18 protein-coding genes are annotated in these 15,689 nt (G+C 62.4%); 11 read left to right on the top strand and 7 right to left on the bottom strand.

Features of this window, described 5'->3' with window-relative positions:
* The first annotated feature begins 169 nt into the window (after positions 1-169).
* The 6 genes from B0G74_RS14690 to otsA all read left to right on the top strand — a co-directional run bounded on the left by B0G74_RS14690 (position 170) and on the right by otsA (position 4,898).
* Positions 170-487 carry a DUF883 family protein gene (locus B0G74_RS14690; protein ID WP_132375522.1) on the top strand — a complete coding sequence of 106 codons (318 nt, stop codon included), beginning with the start codon at positions 170-172 and terminating at the stop codon, positions 485-487.
* A gap of 46 nt (positions 488-533) precedes the next feature.
* Positions 534-809, top strand: a complete 276-nt coding sequence (locus B0G74_RS14685; RefSeq protein ID WP_132375520.1) for a hypothetical protein — start codon at positions 534-536, stop codon at positions 807-809.
* Positions 810-1,117: 308 nt separating this feature from the next.
* A complete protein-coding gene (locus B0G74_RS14680; protein ID WP_132375519.1) occupies positions 1,118-2,518 on the top strand; it encodes a sigma-54 dependent transcriptional regulator in 1,401 nt (466 codons plus the stop codon).
* A gap of 105 nt (positions 2,519-2,623) precedes the next feature.
* Positions 2,624-2,893 (top strand): hypothetical protein, encoded by a 270-nt coding sequence (locus B0G74_RS14675; protein ID WP_132375517.1) that lies wholly within the window; start codon positions 2,624-2,626, stop codon positions 2,891-2,893.
* A gap of 152 nt (positions 2,894-3,045) precedes the next feature.
* A complete protein-coding gene (locus B0G74_RS14670) occupies positions 3,046-3,258 on the top strand; it encodes a hypothetical protein (RefSeq protein WP_132375516.1) in 213 nt (70 codons plus the stop codon).
* A 212-nt stretch (positions 3,259-3,470) separates the two neighbouring features.
* Positions 3,471-4,898 (top strand): alpha,alpha-trehalose-phosphate synthase (UDP-forming), encoded by a 1,428-nt coding sequence (gene otsA, locus B0G74_RS14665; RefSeq protein ID WP_132375514.1) that lies wholly within the window; start codon positions 3,471-3,473, stop codon positions 4,896-4,898.
* A 153-nt stretch (positions 4,899-5,051) separates the two neighbouring features.
* Here the strand turns inward: otsA and B0G74_RS14660 are convergent, their stop codons facing one another.
* The 5 genes from B0G74_RS14660 to B0G74_RS14640 all read right to left on the bottom strand — a co-directional run bounded on the left by B0G74_RS14660 (position 5,052) and on the right by B0G74_RS14640 (position 9,696).
* Positions 5,052-6,500, bottom strand: a complete 1,449-nt coding sequence (locus B0G74_RS14660) for an MFS transporter (RefSeq protein ID WP_132375512.1) — start codon at positions 6,498-6,500, stop codon at positions 5,052-5,054.
* A 126-nt stretch (positions 6,501-6,626) separates the two neighbouring features.
* On the bottom strand, positions 6,627-7,130 hold the full coding sequence (locus tag B0G74_RS14655; protein ID WP_132375510.1) for a YbhB/YbcL family Raf kinase inhibitor-like protein: 504 nt from the start codon (positions 7,128-7,130) through the stop codon (positions 6,627-6,629).
* Positions 7,131-7,292: 162 nt separating this feature from the next.
* Complete coding sequence (vsr, locus tag B0G74_RS14650; protein WP_132375508.1) at positions 7,293-7,739, bottom strand: DNA mismatch endonuclease Vsr; 447 nt, start codon at positions 7,737-7,739, stop codon at positions 7,293-7,295.
* Positions 7,740-7,802: 63 nt separating this feature from the next.
* Entirely contained in the window at positions 7,803-9,083 is a 1,281-nt protein-coding gene (dcm, locus tag B0G74_RS14645) for a DNA (cytosine-5-)-methyltransferase (protein WP_132375506.1), read from the bottom strand.
* A gap of 286 nt (positions 9,084-9,369) precedes the next feature.
* Complete coding sequence (locus B0G74_RS14640) at positions 9,370-9,696, bottom strand: hypothetical protein (RefSeq protein ID WP_132375504.1); 327 nt, start codon at positions 9,694-9,696, stop codon at positions 9,370-9,372.
* 175 nt (positions 9,697-9,871) lie between these two features.
* On the opposite strand from B0G74_RS14640, the gene B0G74_RS14635 reads away from it, so the two are divergent.
* The 3 genes from B0G74_RS14635 (at position 9,872) to B0G74_RS14625 (ending at position 11,417) form a co-directional block, all read left to right on the top strand.
* Positions 9,872-10,063: a CsbD family protein gene (locus B0G74_RS14635; protein WP_132375502.1), complete on the top strand. Its 192-nt coding sequence runs from the start codon at positions 9,872-9,874 to the stop codon at positions 10,061-10,063.
* A 196-nt stretch (positions 10,064-10,259) separates the two neighbouring features.
* Complete coding sequence (locus B0G74_RS14630; protein ID WP_132375501.1) at positions 10,260-10,481, top strand: hypothetical protein; 222 nt, start codon at positions 10,260-10,262, stop codon at positions 10,479-10,481.
* A 228-nt stretch (positions 10,482-10,709) separates the two neighbouring features.
* Complete coding sequence (locus B0G74_RS14625) at positions 10,710-11,417, top strand: glutathione S-transferase N-terminal domain-containing protein (RefSeq protein WP_132375500.1); 708 nt, start codon at positions 10,710-10,712, stop codon at positions 11,415-11,417.
* Positions 11,418-11,553: 136 nt separating this feature from the next.
* Here the strand turns inward: B0G74_RS14625 and B0G74_RS14620 are convergent, their stop codons facing one another.
* Both B0G74_RS14620 and B0G74_RS14615 read right to left on the bottom strand, forming a co-directional pair.
* The gene (locus tag B0G74_RS14620) at positions 11,554-12,447 is read right to left on the bottom strand and encodes a LysR family transcriptional regulator (RefSeq protein WP_132375499.1); all 894 of its coding nucleotides are present in this window, start codon (positions 12,445-12,447) and stop codon (positions 11,554-11,556) included.
* A 247-nt stretch (positions 12,448-12,694) separates the two neighbouring features.
* Positions 12,695-13,303, bottom strand: coding sequence for an isochorismatase family protein (locus B0G74_RS14615; protein ID WP_132375498.1), 609 nt, complete (start codon positions 13,301-13,303; stop codon positions 12,695-12,697).
* A 274-nt stretch (positions 13,304-13,577) separates the two neighbouring features.
* Here B0G74_RS14615 and B0G74_RS14610 point away from each other — a divergent pair, with 274 nt between their 5' ends.
* On the top strand, positions 13,578-14,405 hold the full coding sequence (locus tag B0G74_RS14610) for an acyltransferase (protein WP_132375497.1): 828 nt from the start codon (positions 13,578-13,580) through the stop codon (positions 14,403-14,405).
* 67 nt (positions 14,406-14,472) lie between these two features.
* Positions 14,473-15,486, top strand: a complete 1,014-nt coding sequence (locus B0G74_RS14605; protein ID WP_132375495.1) for a methyltransferase domain-containing protein — start codon at positions 14,473-14,475, stop codon at positions 15,484-15,486.
* Positions 15,487-15,689: the final 203 nt, after the last annotated feature.

Raw genomic sequence — 15,689 nt, 5'->3', positions numbered from 1 at the left:
GGGCACGGCGTTTGCGACTTCCACCCGACACGCGTGTGCTTTTTTGGCGCGACGGCCTTGCATATCGGCATGTTGCGCGACGGTGGCGATCGCCATTCGCCAATTTGCAGCGATATGCGCACTCGCCGGAACGCACACGCGAACGCCGAACTCAGACCAGGAGTGAATGATGACTTACACCACGCAACAGATTGCACTCGGCGGCCAGAAGATTGTCGAGGATCTGCGAGTGCTGCTGAAGGACTCGGAAGAAATGCTGCGGCTCGCCGCCAACGTGCCGGGAGAGGGCGTCGGCGCACTGCGCGACAAACTCGGCACACATGTCGAAACCCTGCAATCGGCACTCGGCGATGCGCAGCAGAACGCGCAGCGGCGTTACCGCGCGGCCACCGTCAATACCGAACGCTACGTGCGGCACAACCCGTGGCGCTCGATCGGGATTGCCGCGGGCGTCGGCTTTCTGCTCGGCGTGCTGACTGCGCGCTGAGACGCTTTCGAGCACCAATCCGCTTCATGACGACAAGGAGTTCACGATGGCACGACCCAAAATCGGCATCTTCGGCGCACTGATGGCGCTCGGCGGTTTTCTGGCTGTGCGCTACGTACAGCAGCGCAACCGTGCGGCACAAGTTCCTGTGGCGCGCGAATTGAGCCGTTGGGAGAACGAGGGCGGCACGGTCGCCGCGCCGGCTGCGCCGACCGCCAATCAGGCGACCACGGCGGGCGACGCGAGCCCGAGCGCGCATGGCGCCAACGGCTCCGCTTATCCGAATGGCAATGGCGGCGCATGGCCGTTCCCGCGCAGTTGAGCGGGCTCGCCTGTACGGCATCGCCGACGCACCGCACTGACGGGGCGGCGCCCCGTACAGCTTGCTAATTTGTCTCGATAAAGCCTTATAATAGGCAAATAAACAACAATGACGCTTTGGGCGGGCGGGTTTGCCCTTGTATTGTTGCAAGATTGAATCAAGTCGTCGGCTTGGTGCGTTGCCTTAAAGTTGGTGGGTGCTCACATTAGAGCCCGCGCCAACGGCGCAGCGCCAGGTCGACGGCACGCTTTTCAGCATGCGCGTTTGCATGTTTTCCCATCCCCACGCTTGCAGGCTTTCGAGACGCGATGCCACATGTACTGATTGTCGATGACGATGCTGGTACCCGCGAGGCGCTTTCCGCCATCATCGGGGAAGACGGCCTGACCACCGCCACCGCGGGCGATTTGCGCGAAGCGCGCATTCAACTGGTCCGGCAGATGCCGGACGTCGTCTTTACGGACCTGAAGCTGCCCGACGGTAGCGGGGTCGATCTGTTCGAAGATCTGGATCCACGCTCAGGCGTGGAAGTGATCGTGATTACCGGCCATGCCACGGTGGAGTCGGCCGTCAACGCGCTGAAGATGGGCGCCACCGACTATCTGGTGAAGCCGATCAACATGCAGCGCGTGAAGGCGATCCTCTCGCGCCTGCCGCGCGCCGGTGACCTGAAGGCGGAAATCGGCACGTTGCGCGGCGAATTGCGCCGCATGGGCCGCTTCGGCCTGATGCTCGGCAATTCGCCGGCCATGCAGGAGGTCTACGACCAGATCGGCCGTGTCGCGCCGACGGCGGCCTCGGTCATGCTGGTGGGCGAGTCGGGCACCGGCAAGGAAGTCGCCGCGCAGACACTGCATCAACTGAGCTTGCGTCGCAAGCACGCGTTTCTTGCGGTGAACTGCGGCGCGATCTCGCCGAATCTGATCGAATCGGAAATGTTCGGCCACGAGCGTGGCTCGTTTACCGGCGCCGATCGTCAGCACAAGGGCTATTTCGAGCGAGCGAACGGCGGCACGCTGTTCCTCGACGAAATCACCGAGATGCCGATCGAGTTGCAGGTGAAGCTGTTGCGCGTGCTGGAAACCGGCATGTTCATGCGGGTCGGCACGACCAAGGAAATCGAAACCGATGTGCGCCTGATTGCGGCGACCAACCGCGATCCCGAGCAGGCCGTGCTGGAAGGCAAGCTGCGGCTCGACTTGTACCATCGGTTGAACGTGTTCCCGATCAGCCTGCCGCCGTTGCGCGACCGGGGCAAGGATGTGGAACTGCTGGCTCAGGCGTTCCTCGACGAACTCAACGAACGTCACAGCACGAAGAAGCATTTCCCCGCGGCCGTGAAGGACATGCTCATGTCCTATCCGTGGCCGGGCAATGTGCGCGAACTGAAGAACTATGTGCAGCGCGCGCACATCATGTCCGGTTCGGATTCGGACAGCACGGCGACGGTGCCGCTACAGATCACGCTGTCGAAGCCCGCTGCCGGCACGGCGATCACGATTCCGTTCGGCACATCGCTCGCCGAAGCGGACCGTCAGTTGATCGTGGCTACGCTCGAGCAGTGCGGCGGCGTGAAGACGCGGGCCGCCGAGATTCTCGGCATCAGCCTGAAGACGCTGTACAACCGTCTGGTCGAGTACGGCAACGACGCGCGTGACGACGGCGACGCCGCCGACGAATCACGCGCGCTGGGCGGCGCGGACGCTTAACGCCACCCGCGCCGCTGACACGACAGGCGCCAGCCAGCCGGGGGCGCATCCGTAACGGCACAGGCCTTGCTGCGATCTGGTGGAACGCAAACGAGGATAAATAACATGCCGGACTACGCTGCCGCTCCCGCGCTTCCCCTGCCGATGCACGCTCACCGTCCCGAGCCGATCGAGCCGCCGTCACCGCCTCCGGTTGCGCCGCCGAGCCCCGGCGAGCCCGACACCGTTCCCGTTCCGAGCCCCGATCCGAGTCCGCAACCGATCGAACCCATAGAACCGGTCGCTCCGCCGATCGGCGATCCGCCGCCGCAGCCCACGCAAACGCCACAAGCCAGTCAACGTCAGACGTTACAGCCGCTACGCATGCAACTCTGACTCGTTCTGTGCGTTACACCACAGTCCGGCGCACGGAATTTATGTACTTGTTACAAAGCCGGCGCATCTTTTACCGGCAAATTACCGTCGTGACCCCTAGACTGTATGAATGCCGCAAACTTGGCGGCGGGCTTCCCCTGGAGGCGTGGATCATGAGACATCCAGCATTGCGACGTTCAGCGCGCCACTCGAAGCGCGATTCCCGGCCGGGCGGCAGCAAAGACAGCCCGCCGGCGTCGCCCGATCCGGCAGGGCAGAACCGTGTCGCGCCCGATGCGCCGCCTGACGGCGAGCACAACCAGGGCGGCGTGCGTTCGGAAGGGCTGGAATACCAGCGCGACCTCGGCTCGGAGCAGGACGCCTGAGCCGATTTGACGGCCGGTAAGAGGCTTTCCGGTTTTGTCATACATAACAGAAAAAAATTCTTCGCGGCGTGATAGGGCCGCGCGTTTTTGCTCGTCTGTCACATTTGCATACATTTTTATTTCCAGCGTCTCAAAAAACGGCACGCGACTTGCGTGCACCTTTTCGGCACATATCCGTATGCAACGAAACAACTGAACTAGGTGGAGCACCAATGAGCAGACTGATCGTGGTATCGAATCGTGTCGCGCCGACTCAGGAAGGCCGTCCCGCAGCGGGTGGCCTCGCTATCGGCGTGCTGGACGCGCTGAAGGAAAGCGGCGGGGTCTGGTTCGGCTGGAGCGGCGAAACGGTGAGTGAGCCGAGCGCTCCGGTGATCGAGAAACAAGGCAATGTGACGTACGCGACGGTGGGCCTCACCAAGCGCGACTATGACCAGTACTACCGCGGTTTTTCCAATGCGACGCTGTGGCCGACGTTCCACTATCGCAATGACTTGTCGCGCTACGACCGGCAGGAATACGCGGGCTACCAGCGCGTCAACGCGACGCTCGCGAAGCAGCTCAAGGAGTTGCTCAAGCCCGACGACATTATCTGGGTCCACGACTATCACCTGCTGCCGTTCGCGCGCTGCCTGCGCGAACTCGGCGTGAAGAATCCGATCGGTTTCTTTCTGCACATTCCGTTTCCGGTGCCGGAAGTGCTGCGCACGATTCCGCCGCACGAAGAACTGGTCAAGGCCATGTGCAGCTACGACGTGATCGGCTTTCAGACCGACGCGGATCGCCAGTCGTTCGTCGACTTTATCGAGCGCGGCCAGCACGGCACCTCGAGCGAGGACGGCATGGTGCACGCGTACAACCGTTTCCTGAAAGTGGGCGCGTATCCGATCGGGATCTATCCGGACGCGATCGCCAAAGCCGCCGAGCAGTTCACCGACCGCAAGCCGGTGCGCAGCCTGCGCGACGGCATGCGCGGACGCAAGCTGATCATGAGCGTCGACCGCCTCGATTACTCGAAGGGTCTGGTGGAGCGCTTCCAGGCGTTCGAGCGGCTGCTGCTCAACGCACCGGGGTGGCACGGCCGCGTATCGCTGGTGCAGATCGCGCCGCCGACACGCGCGGACGTGACGACCTACCAGCGGATTCGTCAGACGCTCGAGGGCGAAGCGGGCCGCATCAACGGCCGGTTCGCGCAGCTCGACTGGACGCCGATCCAATACCTGAACCGCAAGTACGAACGCAATTTGCTGATGGCGCTGTTCCGTCAATCGCAGGTCGGCTACGTGACGCCGCTGCGCGACGGCATGAACCTCGTCGCGAAGGAATACGTGGCGTCGCAAGATCCGGCCGATCCGGGCGTGCTGGTGCTGTCGCAATTCGCCGGCGCCGCCGAACAACTGCCGGGCGCGCTGGTCGTCAACCCGTTCGATCTGTCGCAGATGGCCGAAGCGTTGGAACGCGCGCTCTCGATGCCGCTCGCCGAGCGCCAGGCGCGACACGCCGACATGATGGCGCCGATGCGCGAGAACAATCTGTCGGTCTGGCGCGATACCTTCCTTGCCGATCTGCGCAACGTCGCGACGGCATCTTCGGTGACGGCCAAAGCGGTAAAGCTCGCTGACGTGACCGCGTCGTCGTAGCCGGATCAACGGTCGCGCGGCTTGCAGTGCGGCCGCGTGTGCTGGTCACGTCTTCCGAATAGCGTTTGCGGGTTTGGAAGAGAAGGGCGCGAATCGCGACATGCGAGGCGCGCCCTTTTTGCGTTGGCATGACCGTCCCCTTCAATCGAGCGTTCAGGCCGGTTGCGCGTTGACCCGTTGCATGACGCGCGTCGTGCTGATCACCGCGGCAACCGCCGAGAAGCACGCGGCCACATAGAGCGCGATGATCGGCCCGTGTTGTGGCGCAATGCCGAAGATCAGCGCAACCAGCGCCGCGCCGAGCGTCTGGCCGGTCAGACGCGCGGTGCCCAGCATGCCGCTCGCGCCGCCGCTGCGCTCGCGCGGCGCCGCGGACAGTATGGTGCGATTGTTCGGCGACTGGAAGATGCCGAAGCCGGCGCCGCACAAGGCCATGCGCCACGCGATCTGCATGGCGTCCGGATGCGCGCCGAGCGTGGCGAGCAGCAACAGCCCGACCGTCATCGCGACAAGTCCGACGCCACCCAGCCATCCCGACGACACCTTGTCCGACAGCAGGCCCGCAATCGGCGCCGCGATGATGATCACGGCGGGCCAAGGCGTCATGAGCAGCCCGGTTTCGACCTGCGACAACCCCAGCGTTTCCTGCAACATAAAGGGCAGCGACACGAAGGCGAGCATCTGAGCGCAGAACGAGCAGACCGAGGTGCCGATCGAGAGCGCGAAGATGGGAATCCTGAGCAAATCGATCGGCAGCAAGGGCGCGGGCTGCGTCAACTGACGGCGCACGAAGAAATAGCCGATTACCGCCGCGCCGATCGCTTCGAGCGCGACGTAGCCGAACCCCTCGCCGTGGCCGAGTCCATCGACCGCAAAAATCAGCAGGCCGAAGACGAACGCGTTCATCACCGCGCTGAGGTAGTCGTAGGGCGATTCGTGGCCGGGGTTCATCGGCAGCGCCTTGAAGCCGCCGACGATAGCCGCGATGCCGATCGGCACGTTGATGGCGAACAGCCACGGCCACGAGGCGACGGCGAGCACGCCGGAAGCGACGGTCGGCCCGACCGCCGATGACACCGCGACCACCATTGCGTTGATCGAGATGCCACGCCCGAGCTGCGCGGGCGGATAGATCATGCGCACCAGCGCCGTGTTCACGCTCATGATGCCGGCCGCGCCGAAGCCTTGAATCACGCGAGCGAGCGCGAGAGTCGGCAGCGAAGTCGACAAGGCGCAACCGAACGACGCCACCGTGAACAGGATCAGCCCGGAGAGATAGATACGCCGGTAGCCGATGCGGTCGCCGAGCGAGGCGAGCGGCAGCAGTGAGATCGTGATCGCCAACTGATAGGCGTTGACGACCCAGATCGAGCCGGCCGCGCTCGCGTGCAGGTTGCGCGCGATAGTCGGCAGCGCCACGTTGGCAATCGCGCTGTCGAGCACCGCGAGCGTGAGGGCGAGTGCGATGACCAGCATCGCCCAATAGCGCTGCGGAATCGGCAAGCCTTGTTCGGTGTTGTCGGAGAACGAGCTGTCGGGGGCGAGTGTGTCGGCCGCTTCGGCGGGTATGGCGCCGTTCTTGCGCGGTGGTTGTGCGTGCATCGATTGTTGGAGTTTTAGTGGGGTGGCTCGCCGCGTGCGCGTGCCGCGTGCCGACCTGAAAGAGCCGGCAGCCGCGGCGGCGGTGGCCGGCGCTGCTTGCGCGCGCCGGCCACCGCGTCTCCCGCGTTATTTGAGTTCGTACAAGCCGGTGTGAGTGGTCGAGTCGAGTTCGTTCAGATGCGTCATGAAGCGCGCCACCGCGTTGGTGGTGTCCGCGTTGATCGGCAGATGCGGCACGCGCAGCGCATGCAGACGGAAAATGTAGCGATGCGCCTTGTCGCCGCGCGGCGGCGCGGCGCCGCCGAAGCCGACCGTGCCGTAGTCGTTGCGCACCTGCAGCGCGCCTTGCGGCAGCAACGAGCCATCCGCCTTGCCGGCGTTGCGCGGCAGCGAGCGGGCGTCACCCGGAATGTTCACCACGACCCAGTGCCAGAAGCCGCTGCCGGTGGGCGCGTCGGGATCGTGAACGGTGAGCGCGAAGCTTTGCGTGTCGGGCGGCGGCGCCTCCCATTGCAACGCGGGCGAGATGTTCTCGCCGTCCACGCCGAAGGCCTTGTCGTGGTATTCGTGGGCTTTCGGCATGAAGCCGTTGGTGGGAAATTCGTCGGACCAGAGACGGAAATCTGCCATGATGTGCCTCCCTTCTTGAGTGGTTCTGGGATGGTCGGGGCGTGCGGTTTTGCAACCGGTTTGCAGGGCAGGGCGCCGCGCGGAAGTACCCCGAGTTAGCCAGTCGAGTGTATCACCAGCGGCCTTCGAATTCGTGGCAGGCGGCGAGGCTACAGGCGGCTTTCAGCCGCGTTCCTCGCAGCTCGGCGCGTCGCTCTTCAGCCACTCGACGAGCCGCTGCAAGACACCCTCGATATCGCGATTGGCGCCGCGTAAAGCGCATTCCCATACCACCGCGACGCGCCAGCCGTTGGCGAGCAGCGCCGCTCGAACCTTGTCGTCGTTGCTGCGATTGCGGCCGATCTTGTCGCGCCAGAACTCCGGCCGCGTTTGCGGCCATTTGAAAAGATGACAGTCGTGGCCGTGCCAGAAACAGCCGTGCACCAGCACGACAGCGCGGTAGCGCGGCAAGACGATGTCCGGGCGTCCCGGCAGATCGCGCGCATCCAGACGGAAGCGAAAGCCCTGCCGGTGCAGCAGGCTGCGGATCAGGATTTCCGGTTTGGTATTGCGGCCGCGGATGCCGGACATCATCCGGCTGCGCGTCGCGCTGTCGACGATATCGACCATCTTTAGCGCTTAGCTAGTGTTTCGAAGGTTTCGACACGCCGGCCACCGACACACGCTGACCGCTCACGCGTAAAGCGAGAGCGTTTGCTTCGAACCATGGCGCGTCTCCTCGGCGAGCAGGGTTTGCACATGCGGCAGCATGATGCGCGCCACTTCGCGCATCACCGGCATCACGACGCTGTTGCCGAATTGCCGGTAGGCCTGCGTGTCGCTTACTGGGATCCGGAAGGTATCGGGAAAACCCATCAGCCGCGCGCATTCACGTGGCGTGAGGCGGCGCGGACGCAGTGCCTCGCCTTGATAGATCAGGATCTCGGAGCCGTCCTTGTGATAGCGCGCCGACAGCGTGCGCGTCACGCTGTTCGGATAGGCCATGCCGAAGCCGAAACCGTTGCCTGCCGCGCGATGTTTCTCCGCGTAGTTTTGCAGATAGGTCCAGAGGTTCGGCGTGAGCGTGTACTTGGGCTGGACGCGTCGGCCCGTGTGATCGAAGAAGCGATCCTGGTCCCACGGCAGCACCGGTTCACTGCCGTCCGTGCGATGCAGGATCGAGCCGAGGCGCGGGCCGTCTGCCGGCAGATGCAGGTCGTCCCAGGAGAACGAAGTCTTGCCGCGAAAGCCGACGATGATGATCCGTTCCCGATGCTGCGGCGTGAAATGCTGGCCGTCGACCACGCGATAGTGCACTTCGTAGCCGAGTTCGTCGCGCAGGGTTTGCAGGATCACGTCGAAGGTGCGGCCCTTGTCGTGCGAGAGCAGATTCTTCACGTTCTCCAGCAGGAACGCGGTGGGGCGTTTCGCCGCGATGATCCGCGCGACGTCGAAAAAGAGCGTGCCCTGGGTCGTGCATTCGAAACCGTGCGGCCGGCCCAGCGCGTTCTTCTTGCTCACGCCGGCGATCGAAAACGGCTGGCACGGGAAGCCGCCGAGCAGCACGTCGTGGCTCGGCACGTCTTCAGCCGGAAACGAGACGATGTCGCCGATCAGCGCATGCTCGCCGCCGCCAGGGTAATTCTCGCGATAGGTCTTGGTGGAAAAGTCGTTCCACTCGCTCGTAAAGACGCAGTCGCCGCCATGCGCCTCGAAGCCCATGCGAATCCCGCCGATGCCGGCGAACAGATCGATGAAGCGGAACTGGGCGTCGCCGCCCGCGCTGCGTTTGGCCCGCGCGCGGTTTTGCAGCAGATCGCGCAAGGCCGGTTCCAGCATCGCCGGGCACTGCGTTTCGCCTTTTTCCCAGCGGCGCACCGTCTTGATGTCCTTGCCGACGTGCGCGGCGATTTCGCGTTGAGTGAAGCGGGCGCGCGCTTGCTTGAGCAGTGCGAGCGGTGCGGCGAGGGTCACGGGTGTCCTTGCTGGGAATTTTTGCGGACATTATGACCTAAGGTCGTCCCATTTCCCTATTTTTTGCGCAGCTCGGGCAGAAAATTTCCAGGTTCGGCACACCGGAGACAGGGGAAGTCCACGGCTAAATGTGGCTGTCACAGTTGCGCGTGTACGCTTCTGGCGTGACGCGAATTCCCCGCGTTGCGACGTGTTGAGGCCGCGACGTGTTTCGCGGCCTTTTTTTAACTCGTGCAAAGGGGCTGCCGCCGGCCCGGGAAGGGCCGGGGTTCAGGCTCGCAGCGCGTCAGACCGGGTGGCTGGCGTTGGCCGGATAGGGCGGTGGGAACAGGGCGGCGGTGGCAGGCGCCAATGCGTCCCAGGCCAGTTGAGGTTCGGCTTCGTACTGATCGAGCTGGAGCAGGAGGCTGTCGACCGTGCACAGTTGCGCGTGGGACAGGTTGCCGGCGTCGAGCAGCTGGTACAGACGCTTGCGCCAATACGCGGCCGGCAGGATCGGGCCGCCCAGGTCGCCGTGTAAAGACGGCCGCATCACACGCGCAATATGCGCGATGTCCCGGTCGATCAATGCGGCCTGGGATGATCCCGAAAGCGTAATGAGTGTGCGGTCCATGGCTCCTCCTTGGCACCTTTACGGCAGGCAGAGGCGGGACTTTAGGCCTTTCTGAAAATATTTTTACGCGACGCGCACTGGAGAAACGAGGCCGTGCGCAGGCACGGGCACACCCGTTGCTGAGTACGGATACTGGCGTAATGTCGCGCCGGCATTCCAAATAGTGGAGCCGAACATGAACAAGGACCAGGTGAAGGGTGTGACTGAGCAGGTCAAGGGCAAGGTCAACGAAGCGGTCGGCAAGGCCACGAACAATCCGGGCAAGGAACTGAAGGGCGATCTGCAACAAGGCGCGGGCAAGGTGCAAAAGGCCTATGGCGACGCGAAGGAAGACGCCAAGGACAACGCGAAGCGCAACGCGCCGTAATTCGGCTTGCGACGGGTTCGACGGAAGAGGCGCTTCGGCGCCTTTTCCTTTTTGCCGACGCTTTTGCGTCGCGCAACAGCCCTTTTTCGACCGATGGCGGATTTTGCCTGGGAGTAACCCGGGATTGGCGTCGAGAGCATTCCGCACGCGGTGCGCCGCCTTTAGACTTGGCGCATCCAACACGGAGACGGCGCCCATGACACCCGAAAAAATTCTTTCGATGTTCGAACGGCAATACCTCGAGGGCAAAACGCCCGTGGACCTGGAACAGACCTGCGCGAGCTTCGCCAGTTGGCTGGCGGCGGCGTGGGAACTGCTCGACGGCGAGCAGAAGACGCTGTTGCTGACGGTCGGCGCGTCCTTGTGGCGCGATGGTTATAACCTGCGCGCCGGCACGGCGACCAAGGATTTGTGGTGAGTGCGGGCTAGCGTGCGCGTTTTGCGTTCGCGGGCCACTCCGGTTACACGTCGACTGTAAAACCTTGCGTGCCGATAGGAGCATCGGGCCGCGCGCGCACGCGTTGCGCCGAGTCGGTTTATATTTGGCGATCTTGCATTGGGATCTTCGCTGCCGGTCGTCCGGTCGGCTGCCGGGGCCCGATTCTCTTTTCAAGCCGCCACTTTCGCACAAGGGTTACACCGCCACATGACCGAACTATCCGCTTTTCCGATCACGAAGAAATGGCCTGCCGAGCATCCTGACCGGATTCAGCTCTACTCGCTGCCCACGCCCAATGGCGTGAAGGTGTCGATCATGCTCGAAGAAACGGGTTTGCCGTACGAGCCGCATCTCGTGCGCTTCGATGCCAACGATCAGATGACGCCGGAGTTTCTGTCGCTCAATCCGAACAACAAGATTCCGGCGATCATCGATCCGAACGGGCCTGACGGCAAGCCGCTGCCGCTGTTCGAATCCGGCGCGATCCTGATTTATCTCGCGGACAAGAGCGGCCGGTTCATTCCGCAGGATGCCGTCGGCCGCTATGAAGCGATCCAGTGGGTGATGTTCCAGATGGGCGGCATCGGACCGATGTTCGGCCAGGTGGGTTTCTTCCACAAGTTCGCCGGCAAGGAGTACGACGACAAGCGTCCGCGCGATCGCTATATCGGCGAATCGAAACGGCTGCTCGGCGTGTTGGATCGGCAACTCGAAGGACGTGACTGGATTCTGGGCGATAAGTATTCGATCGCCGATATCGCCACGTTTCCTTGGGTGCGTAACCTGATCGGCTTCTATGAAGCGGGCGATCTCGTCGGCATTCAGGACTTCCCGAACGTGACGCGCGCACTGGCTGCGTTCGTCGCGCGACCGGCCGTGGCGAAGGGACTGGATATTCCGAAGCGTCCGTCGTAATCGATTCAGGCGGCCGGGCGGCGAGTTTCGCCGGCCGGCCGTCGTTCACCTTGGACCCGACGCGCTTTCTGCGTGGATCTTGGGTTGTCTCTCGCTCCTCTATTTGCGTTCGCTCGACGCTGCGTCGAGCGCATCGTCATCGTCCGCGATAGTGCTCAGCCATGTGATCGACGAACGCCCGTACCTTGGGCGCCACATAACGCGTTTGCGGATACAGCGCGTAGTAGTGGCGGCTTCCGAGCGTGTAGCCTGGCAAGACTTGAACGAGACGGCCGCTTCCGATGTCTGTCTGAACCGTCTGCCGCGTGAAGGCGGCAATACCCGCGCCCGCGAGCACCGCGGAGTAGAGCGCAGTGATAGCGTCCGTTCTCAGCCGGCTGCGCGGCAAGACATGGATTGGCGCGCCTTGTTCGGACGTCAGCACCCATTCTGTCGGTTCGAGCGCGCCGGTAAAAGACAATAACTCGTGTTCGGCGACTTGCCCGGCTGTGTGTGGGAGTCCGTGTCGAGCCAGATAGGTCGGCGATGCAACCAGCACGACGTCCGAGACGGCCAAGGTCCTCGCAACCAGCGTCGTGTCCGCCAATGGTCCGCTGATGCGCAGCGCTACGTCGAAGCCCTCTGCAACGAGGTCGACGAACTGATCGCTGCACGATAGCTCTAGTTGGATGTCGGGATAACGCTTCTGGAACGCCGGAAGCCAGTCAGCCAGTTCGAGTGTGCCGATGGCAAGCGGCGCGGTGACGCGCAGCAAGCCGGCCGCCTGTTGATGTTCGTCCGCCATGGCCTGCGCCGCTGCTTCCACGCGATCGAGAATATCGACGCTGGCCCTGTAGTAGCGTTCACCCGCGGCCGTCAGCGTAAAGCGCCGCGTGTTACGGTTGAGCAACTGAACACCGAGCGAAACCTCGAGTTGCTTCAATTGACGCGACACGCTCGAATGCGTGGTGTCGAGCCGTTCGGCCGCAGCCGAAAATCCCTGCGCTTCGACGATGAAGCGGAAGGCACGCATTGCAAGCAACTGGTCCATGGGCGAGATTGGCGCTACGCGGCGTCACCACGAAGGTGAATCGGGCCAATGCTTAGCGCAGCGGTAAGTGAATAATTTCCGACGTGCTCATCACGTCGCCAAACGTAGCTTCGATTCGGCCGGTGACGCTCGATGCCGAGCCGCCCGATGCTACCATGACGTCGTCGTAGCCACTAACGAGCACCGCCCTCGACAATCAGTAGGATGCCGGAATATCCGAATGACATGATGAGCTTCGTGCCATTTATCAGGCGGCCAGCGACAGGACGTCGCTCGTGCTCATCACCGAGCCGAACGTATCCGCGATTTCAGCCAGGGCCGACAGATGCAGCGTGGCGTGCCCAACGCGCAACTCACTGTCGACGACGATTTCGCGGGTCGCGCATGCGTCGGCGACCACGACAACTTCAAAGCCTGCCGGCACTGCGTCTCGCGCGGCACCGGCTACGCAGGCGTGCGTCATGAGGCCACCCATGACGAGATGCGTGATGCCATCGTCTTTTAGCATACGCGCGAGATCCGTGCTGGCAAACACGCTCACGGAGCTTTTCTCGACGACGCGATGCGCGGGTTTCGGTTGCAGGTCCGCGTGAATTTCGACTTGCCGGCCACCGGCGGCAAACAGAGGCGAGCCGGCCGGTGCAACGTGCTGCACGTGGACGACGTGCCACCCATGGTGGTCAGCGCATTCGACAAGCTGGCGCGCGTTTTGCAACGCCGCCGCGCCATCGGGAATGGGCAGCGAGCCCGTGAAATATTCGTTCTGAAAGTCGACCAACAGCAACGCGGTGGTGTGAGCCGGCAGCGCAGCGGGTGGGCAGGCACCGAGGATGCTACGAAGTGTGCGGCTGGACATGGTTCTTTTCGGCAGTGATTGGAGAGGAACCGAGTCTAAGGCGGGCGAAGCGCCGCAACAACGCTGTGGGCTAAACAAAGTTTGTGCGTGATTTGCACAGTTCGACGCCGCCACAGCGGCCTTCTCGTGCGACGACGACCATCGCTGCGGCCATATAGGGTATTAGGCGACTCGTGGAACTGTCGTAGCCCGATCCTTACCAAACATCTCGAGAAATTATCGACTGTCACCATCCGCGTAGTGGGATATTCGCGACGCGTCCCCGGAATAGGCAATGAATCAACCTCAGCACGTCCGGATTGCTGGCCTCGACGGCTTACGCGCACTTTCCGTCATTGCGGTATTTCTTGCGCATACCGGTCTTGCCGGCGTTGTGGGGGGCGGGTATGTCGGTGTCGATGTATTTTTCGTATTGAGCGGCTACCTGATCACCAACCTACTCGTAGCCGAACACTTGCGCACCGGCCGGATCGATTTGCCGGCGTTTTATTGGCGGCGCGCCCGGCGGCTTTATCCGGCTCTATTGCTGATGCTTGCAGGCGTCGGTGTCTATTGTCTGATATTTCCTGCCCCGTTGAGATTGGGTCTGGAAGTCCTGCCGGCTTTCTTCTATGTGATGAATTGGGTGCGTGCGTTCGAGATCTACGATGCGCATCTCACCGGACATACATGGACCCTCGCGATCGAGGAGCAGTTTTACCTCGTCTGGCCGCTGATCCTGCTGGGCGTGTTGAAATTTTGGCCACGGCGCATCCTGATCGCGGTCGCGCTTCTCACGGTCGCGGTGATTGGGTGGCGTTCGTTTCTGATGTCGCATGACTTCCCGGTGGTCCGCGTTTATTGTGGTTTCGATACTCACTCCGACGGTCTTCTGATCGGCGCGTTGCTGGCAGTGGCGCCTCGCCGCTGGACCTCCTGGGCCGGCAAGTTGTGGCCGGTTGCTGCTGCCTATCTCTGTTTCGTGCTGCTGAGCGAGACCGGCGTCGAGTTTTCGTTGCAGGCGTTGGGTTATCCGCTGACACCGTTAGCCGCAGCACTCGTCATTGCGAAGGTCGTGACGGATCAGCGTTCCACGTTGGTTCGGGTGTCGATAGTTAATTGATTTGTTCGGCTGCCGTGCAAGACATGGTAAGTTGCACGGTGCCAGTCCCCACGTCGAGAGGTAGTTCATGAATCTGGTCACGACGCTGCGCCGCGGACATCTTCTGAAACATGCCAATCTGTCGGGAGTCGGTCTCGAGATAGGGCCGTACGATCAGCCAACCGTCTTCAAGTCGGAAGCGGATGTGCGATATCTGGACTGGAAAGATAAAGAGCAACTGGTTCGGGAGTGCACGCACCCGGACATGATTGTCGACATACCCGACATCGATTACGTGGTTCATTCGAACCGGTACGGCGACTACATCAGCGATAAGTTTGACTACATAATCGCGAATCATGTGATGGAACACGCGCCCAACATGATTCAATGGCTGTCCGACTTATGCGACATGATGCAGCCGGGCGGAATCCTGTTTCTCGCCTTGCCCGACAAGAAGTTCAGTTTCGACAAGTATAGGCAAGACACGGCGCTGAGCCATTTCGTGGCCGAGTATCTGGCGGGCGTCGAGGAAATCCCGCGCGAACATCAAATCGAATGCGAGATCTATTACGACGAAGCATTCGTCAACAAGCCGATGCACGTGGCCGACAAGCTGGATATGAACCGTATCCGGCAGAAGCTGCAGGCGCCTCCGCATGTCGGTATTCATAGCCACGTTTTCGAGAGCGGCACGATCGTGTCCAAGGTCTTGAAGCCGATCCTGAAGATGGGTTTCGTGGAATTCAATCTCGTCGACTTCGTGCCTGCGCGCGGAGAAACCGGCGGAGAGATGATCATTGTTTTTCGCAAGGAACCTCCTCGCGTTGAGCTTACGACCGAGGAGTTCTACGGCGCTCCGGTGGGTACGGAGAGGGCGGTGAGCATGAGCGCCGACCCGGCTGAGCGGCTCGCCGAAGCCGAACAAGCTCTTGCGGAAATGCGAGCCAAGGTCGCAGTGATGCAAGAGGAGATCGCATCACGGACTTCGACGATCAGGGAACTCGAGTCGTCGACCTCCTGGCGAATCACGGCGCCGCTGCGTGCCGTGGTGACGAAGCTTCGCGGGCTCGGTGCGAGGGGGCGAAACGTATCGTATTGAGTGCGCGCGTCGAAGTGGCTATGTACCCCGGTGTATCTGGCCGCCGCGTCGCAAGAGATGCGGATAGTCGCTTTGGGGTCAAGGCGGCAGGGTGAACAGGCAATTTCGTGAAAAACGCTCCAGCATCGAGGCACAGCTGACACGGCCGCACCGCTTCTTTGTATGATATTCGGCAGATGCCCTTCACCATTTGTCGGAGACCC

The organism is Paraburkholderia sp. BL9I2N2 (assembly GCF_004339745.1).
GTDB lineage: Bacteria > Pseudomonadota > Gammaproteobacteria > Burkholderiales > Burkholderiaceae > Paraburkholderia.
The sequence above is the reverse complement of the archived record's forward strand: the minus strand, read 5'-3'. Positions and strand labels throughout refer to the sequence as shown.

Coding starts and splice junctions, on each gene's coding strand:
- B0G74_RS14680 (WP_132375519.1), top strand. CDS start 1,118: ATGCCACATGTACTGATTGTCGATGACGATGCTGGTACCCGCGAGGCG.
- B0G74_RS14610 (WP_132375497.1), top strand. CDS start 13,578: ATGAATCAACCTCAGCACGTCCGGATTGCTGGCCTCGACGGCTTACGC.
- vsr (WP_132375508.1), bottom strand. CDS start 7,739: ATGGTCGATATCGTCGACAGCGCGACGCGCAGCCGGATGATGTCCGGC.
- B0G74_RS14635 (WP_132375502.1), top strand. CDS start 9,872: ATGAACAAGGACCAGGTGAAGGGTGTGACTGAGCAGGTCAAGGGCAAG.
- B0G74_RS14670 (WP_132375516.1), top strand. CDS start 3,046: ATGAGACATCCAGCATTGCGACGTTCAGCGCGCCACTCGAAGCGCGAT.
- otsA (WP_132375514.1), top strand. CDS start 3,471: ATGAGCAGACTGATCGTGGTATCGAATCGTGTCGCGCCGACTCAGGAA.
- B0G74_RS14630 (WP_132375501.1), top strand. CDS start 10,260: ATGACACCCGAAAAAATTCTTTCGATGTTCGAACGGCAATACCTCGAG.
- B0G74_RS14620 (WP_132375499.1), bottom strand. CDS start 12,447: ATGGACCAGTTGCTTGCAATGCGTGCCTTCCGCTTCATCGTCGAAGCG.
- B0G74_RS14640 (WP_132375504.1), bottom strand. CDS start 9,696: ATGGACCGCACACTCATTACGCTTTCGGGATCATCCCAGGCCGCATTG.
- B0G74_RS14655 (WP_132375510.1), bottom strand. CDS start 7,130: ATGGCAGATTTCCGTCTCTGGTCCGACGAATTTCCCACCAACGGCTTC.
- B0G74_RS14615 (WP_132375498.1), bottom strand. CDS start 13,303: ATGTCCAGCCGCACACTTCGTAGCATCCTCGGTGCCTGCCCACCCGCT.
- B0G74_RS14690 (WP_132375522.1), top strand. CDS start 170: ATGACTTACACCACGCAACAGATTGCACTCGGCGGCCAGAAGATTGTC.
- B0G74_RS14625 (WP_132375500.1), top strand. CDS start 10,710: ATGACCGAACTATCCGCTTTTCCGATCACGAAGAAATGGCCTGCCGAG.
- B0G74_RS14605 (WP_132375495.1), top strand. CDS start 14,473: ATGAATCTGGTCACGACGCTGCGCCGCGGACATCTTCTGAAACATGCC.
- B0G74_RS14675 (WP_132375517.1), top strand. CDS start 2,624: ATGCCGGACTACGCTGCCGCTCCCGCGCTTCCCCTGCCGATGCACGCT.
- B0G74_RS14660 (WP_132375512.1), bottom strand. CDS start 6,500: ATGCACGCACAACCACCGCGCAAGAACGGCGCCATACCCGCCGAAGCG.
- B0G74_RS14685 (WP_132375520.1), top strand. CDS start 534: ATGGCACGACCCAAAATCGGCATCTTCGGCGCACTGATGGCGCTCGGC.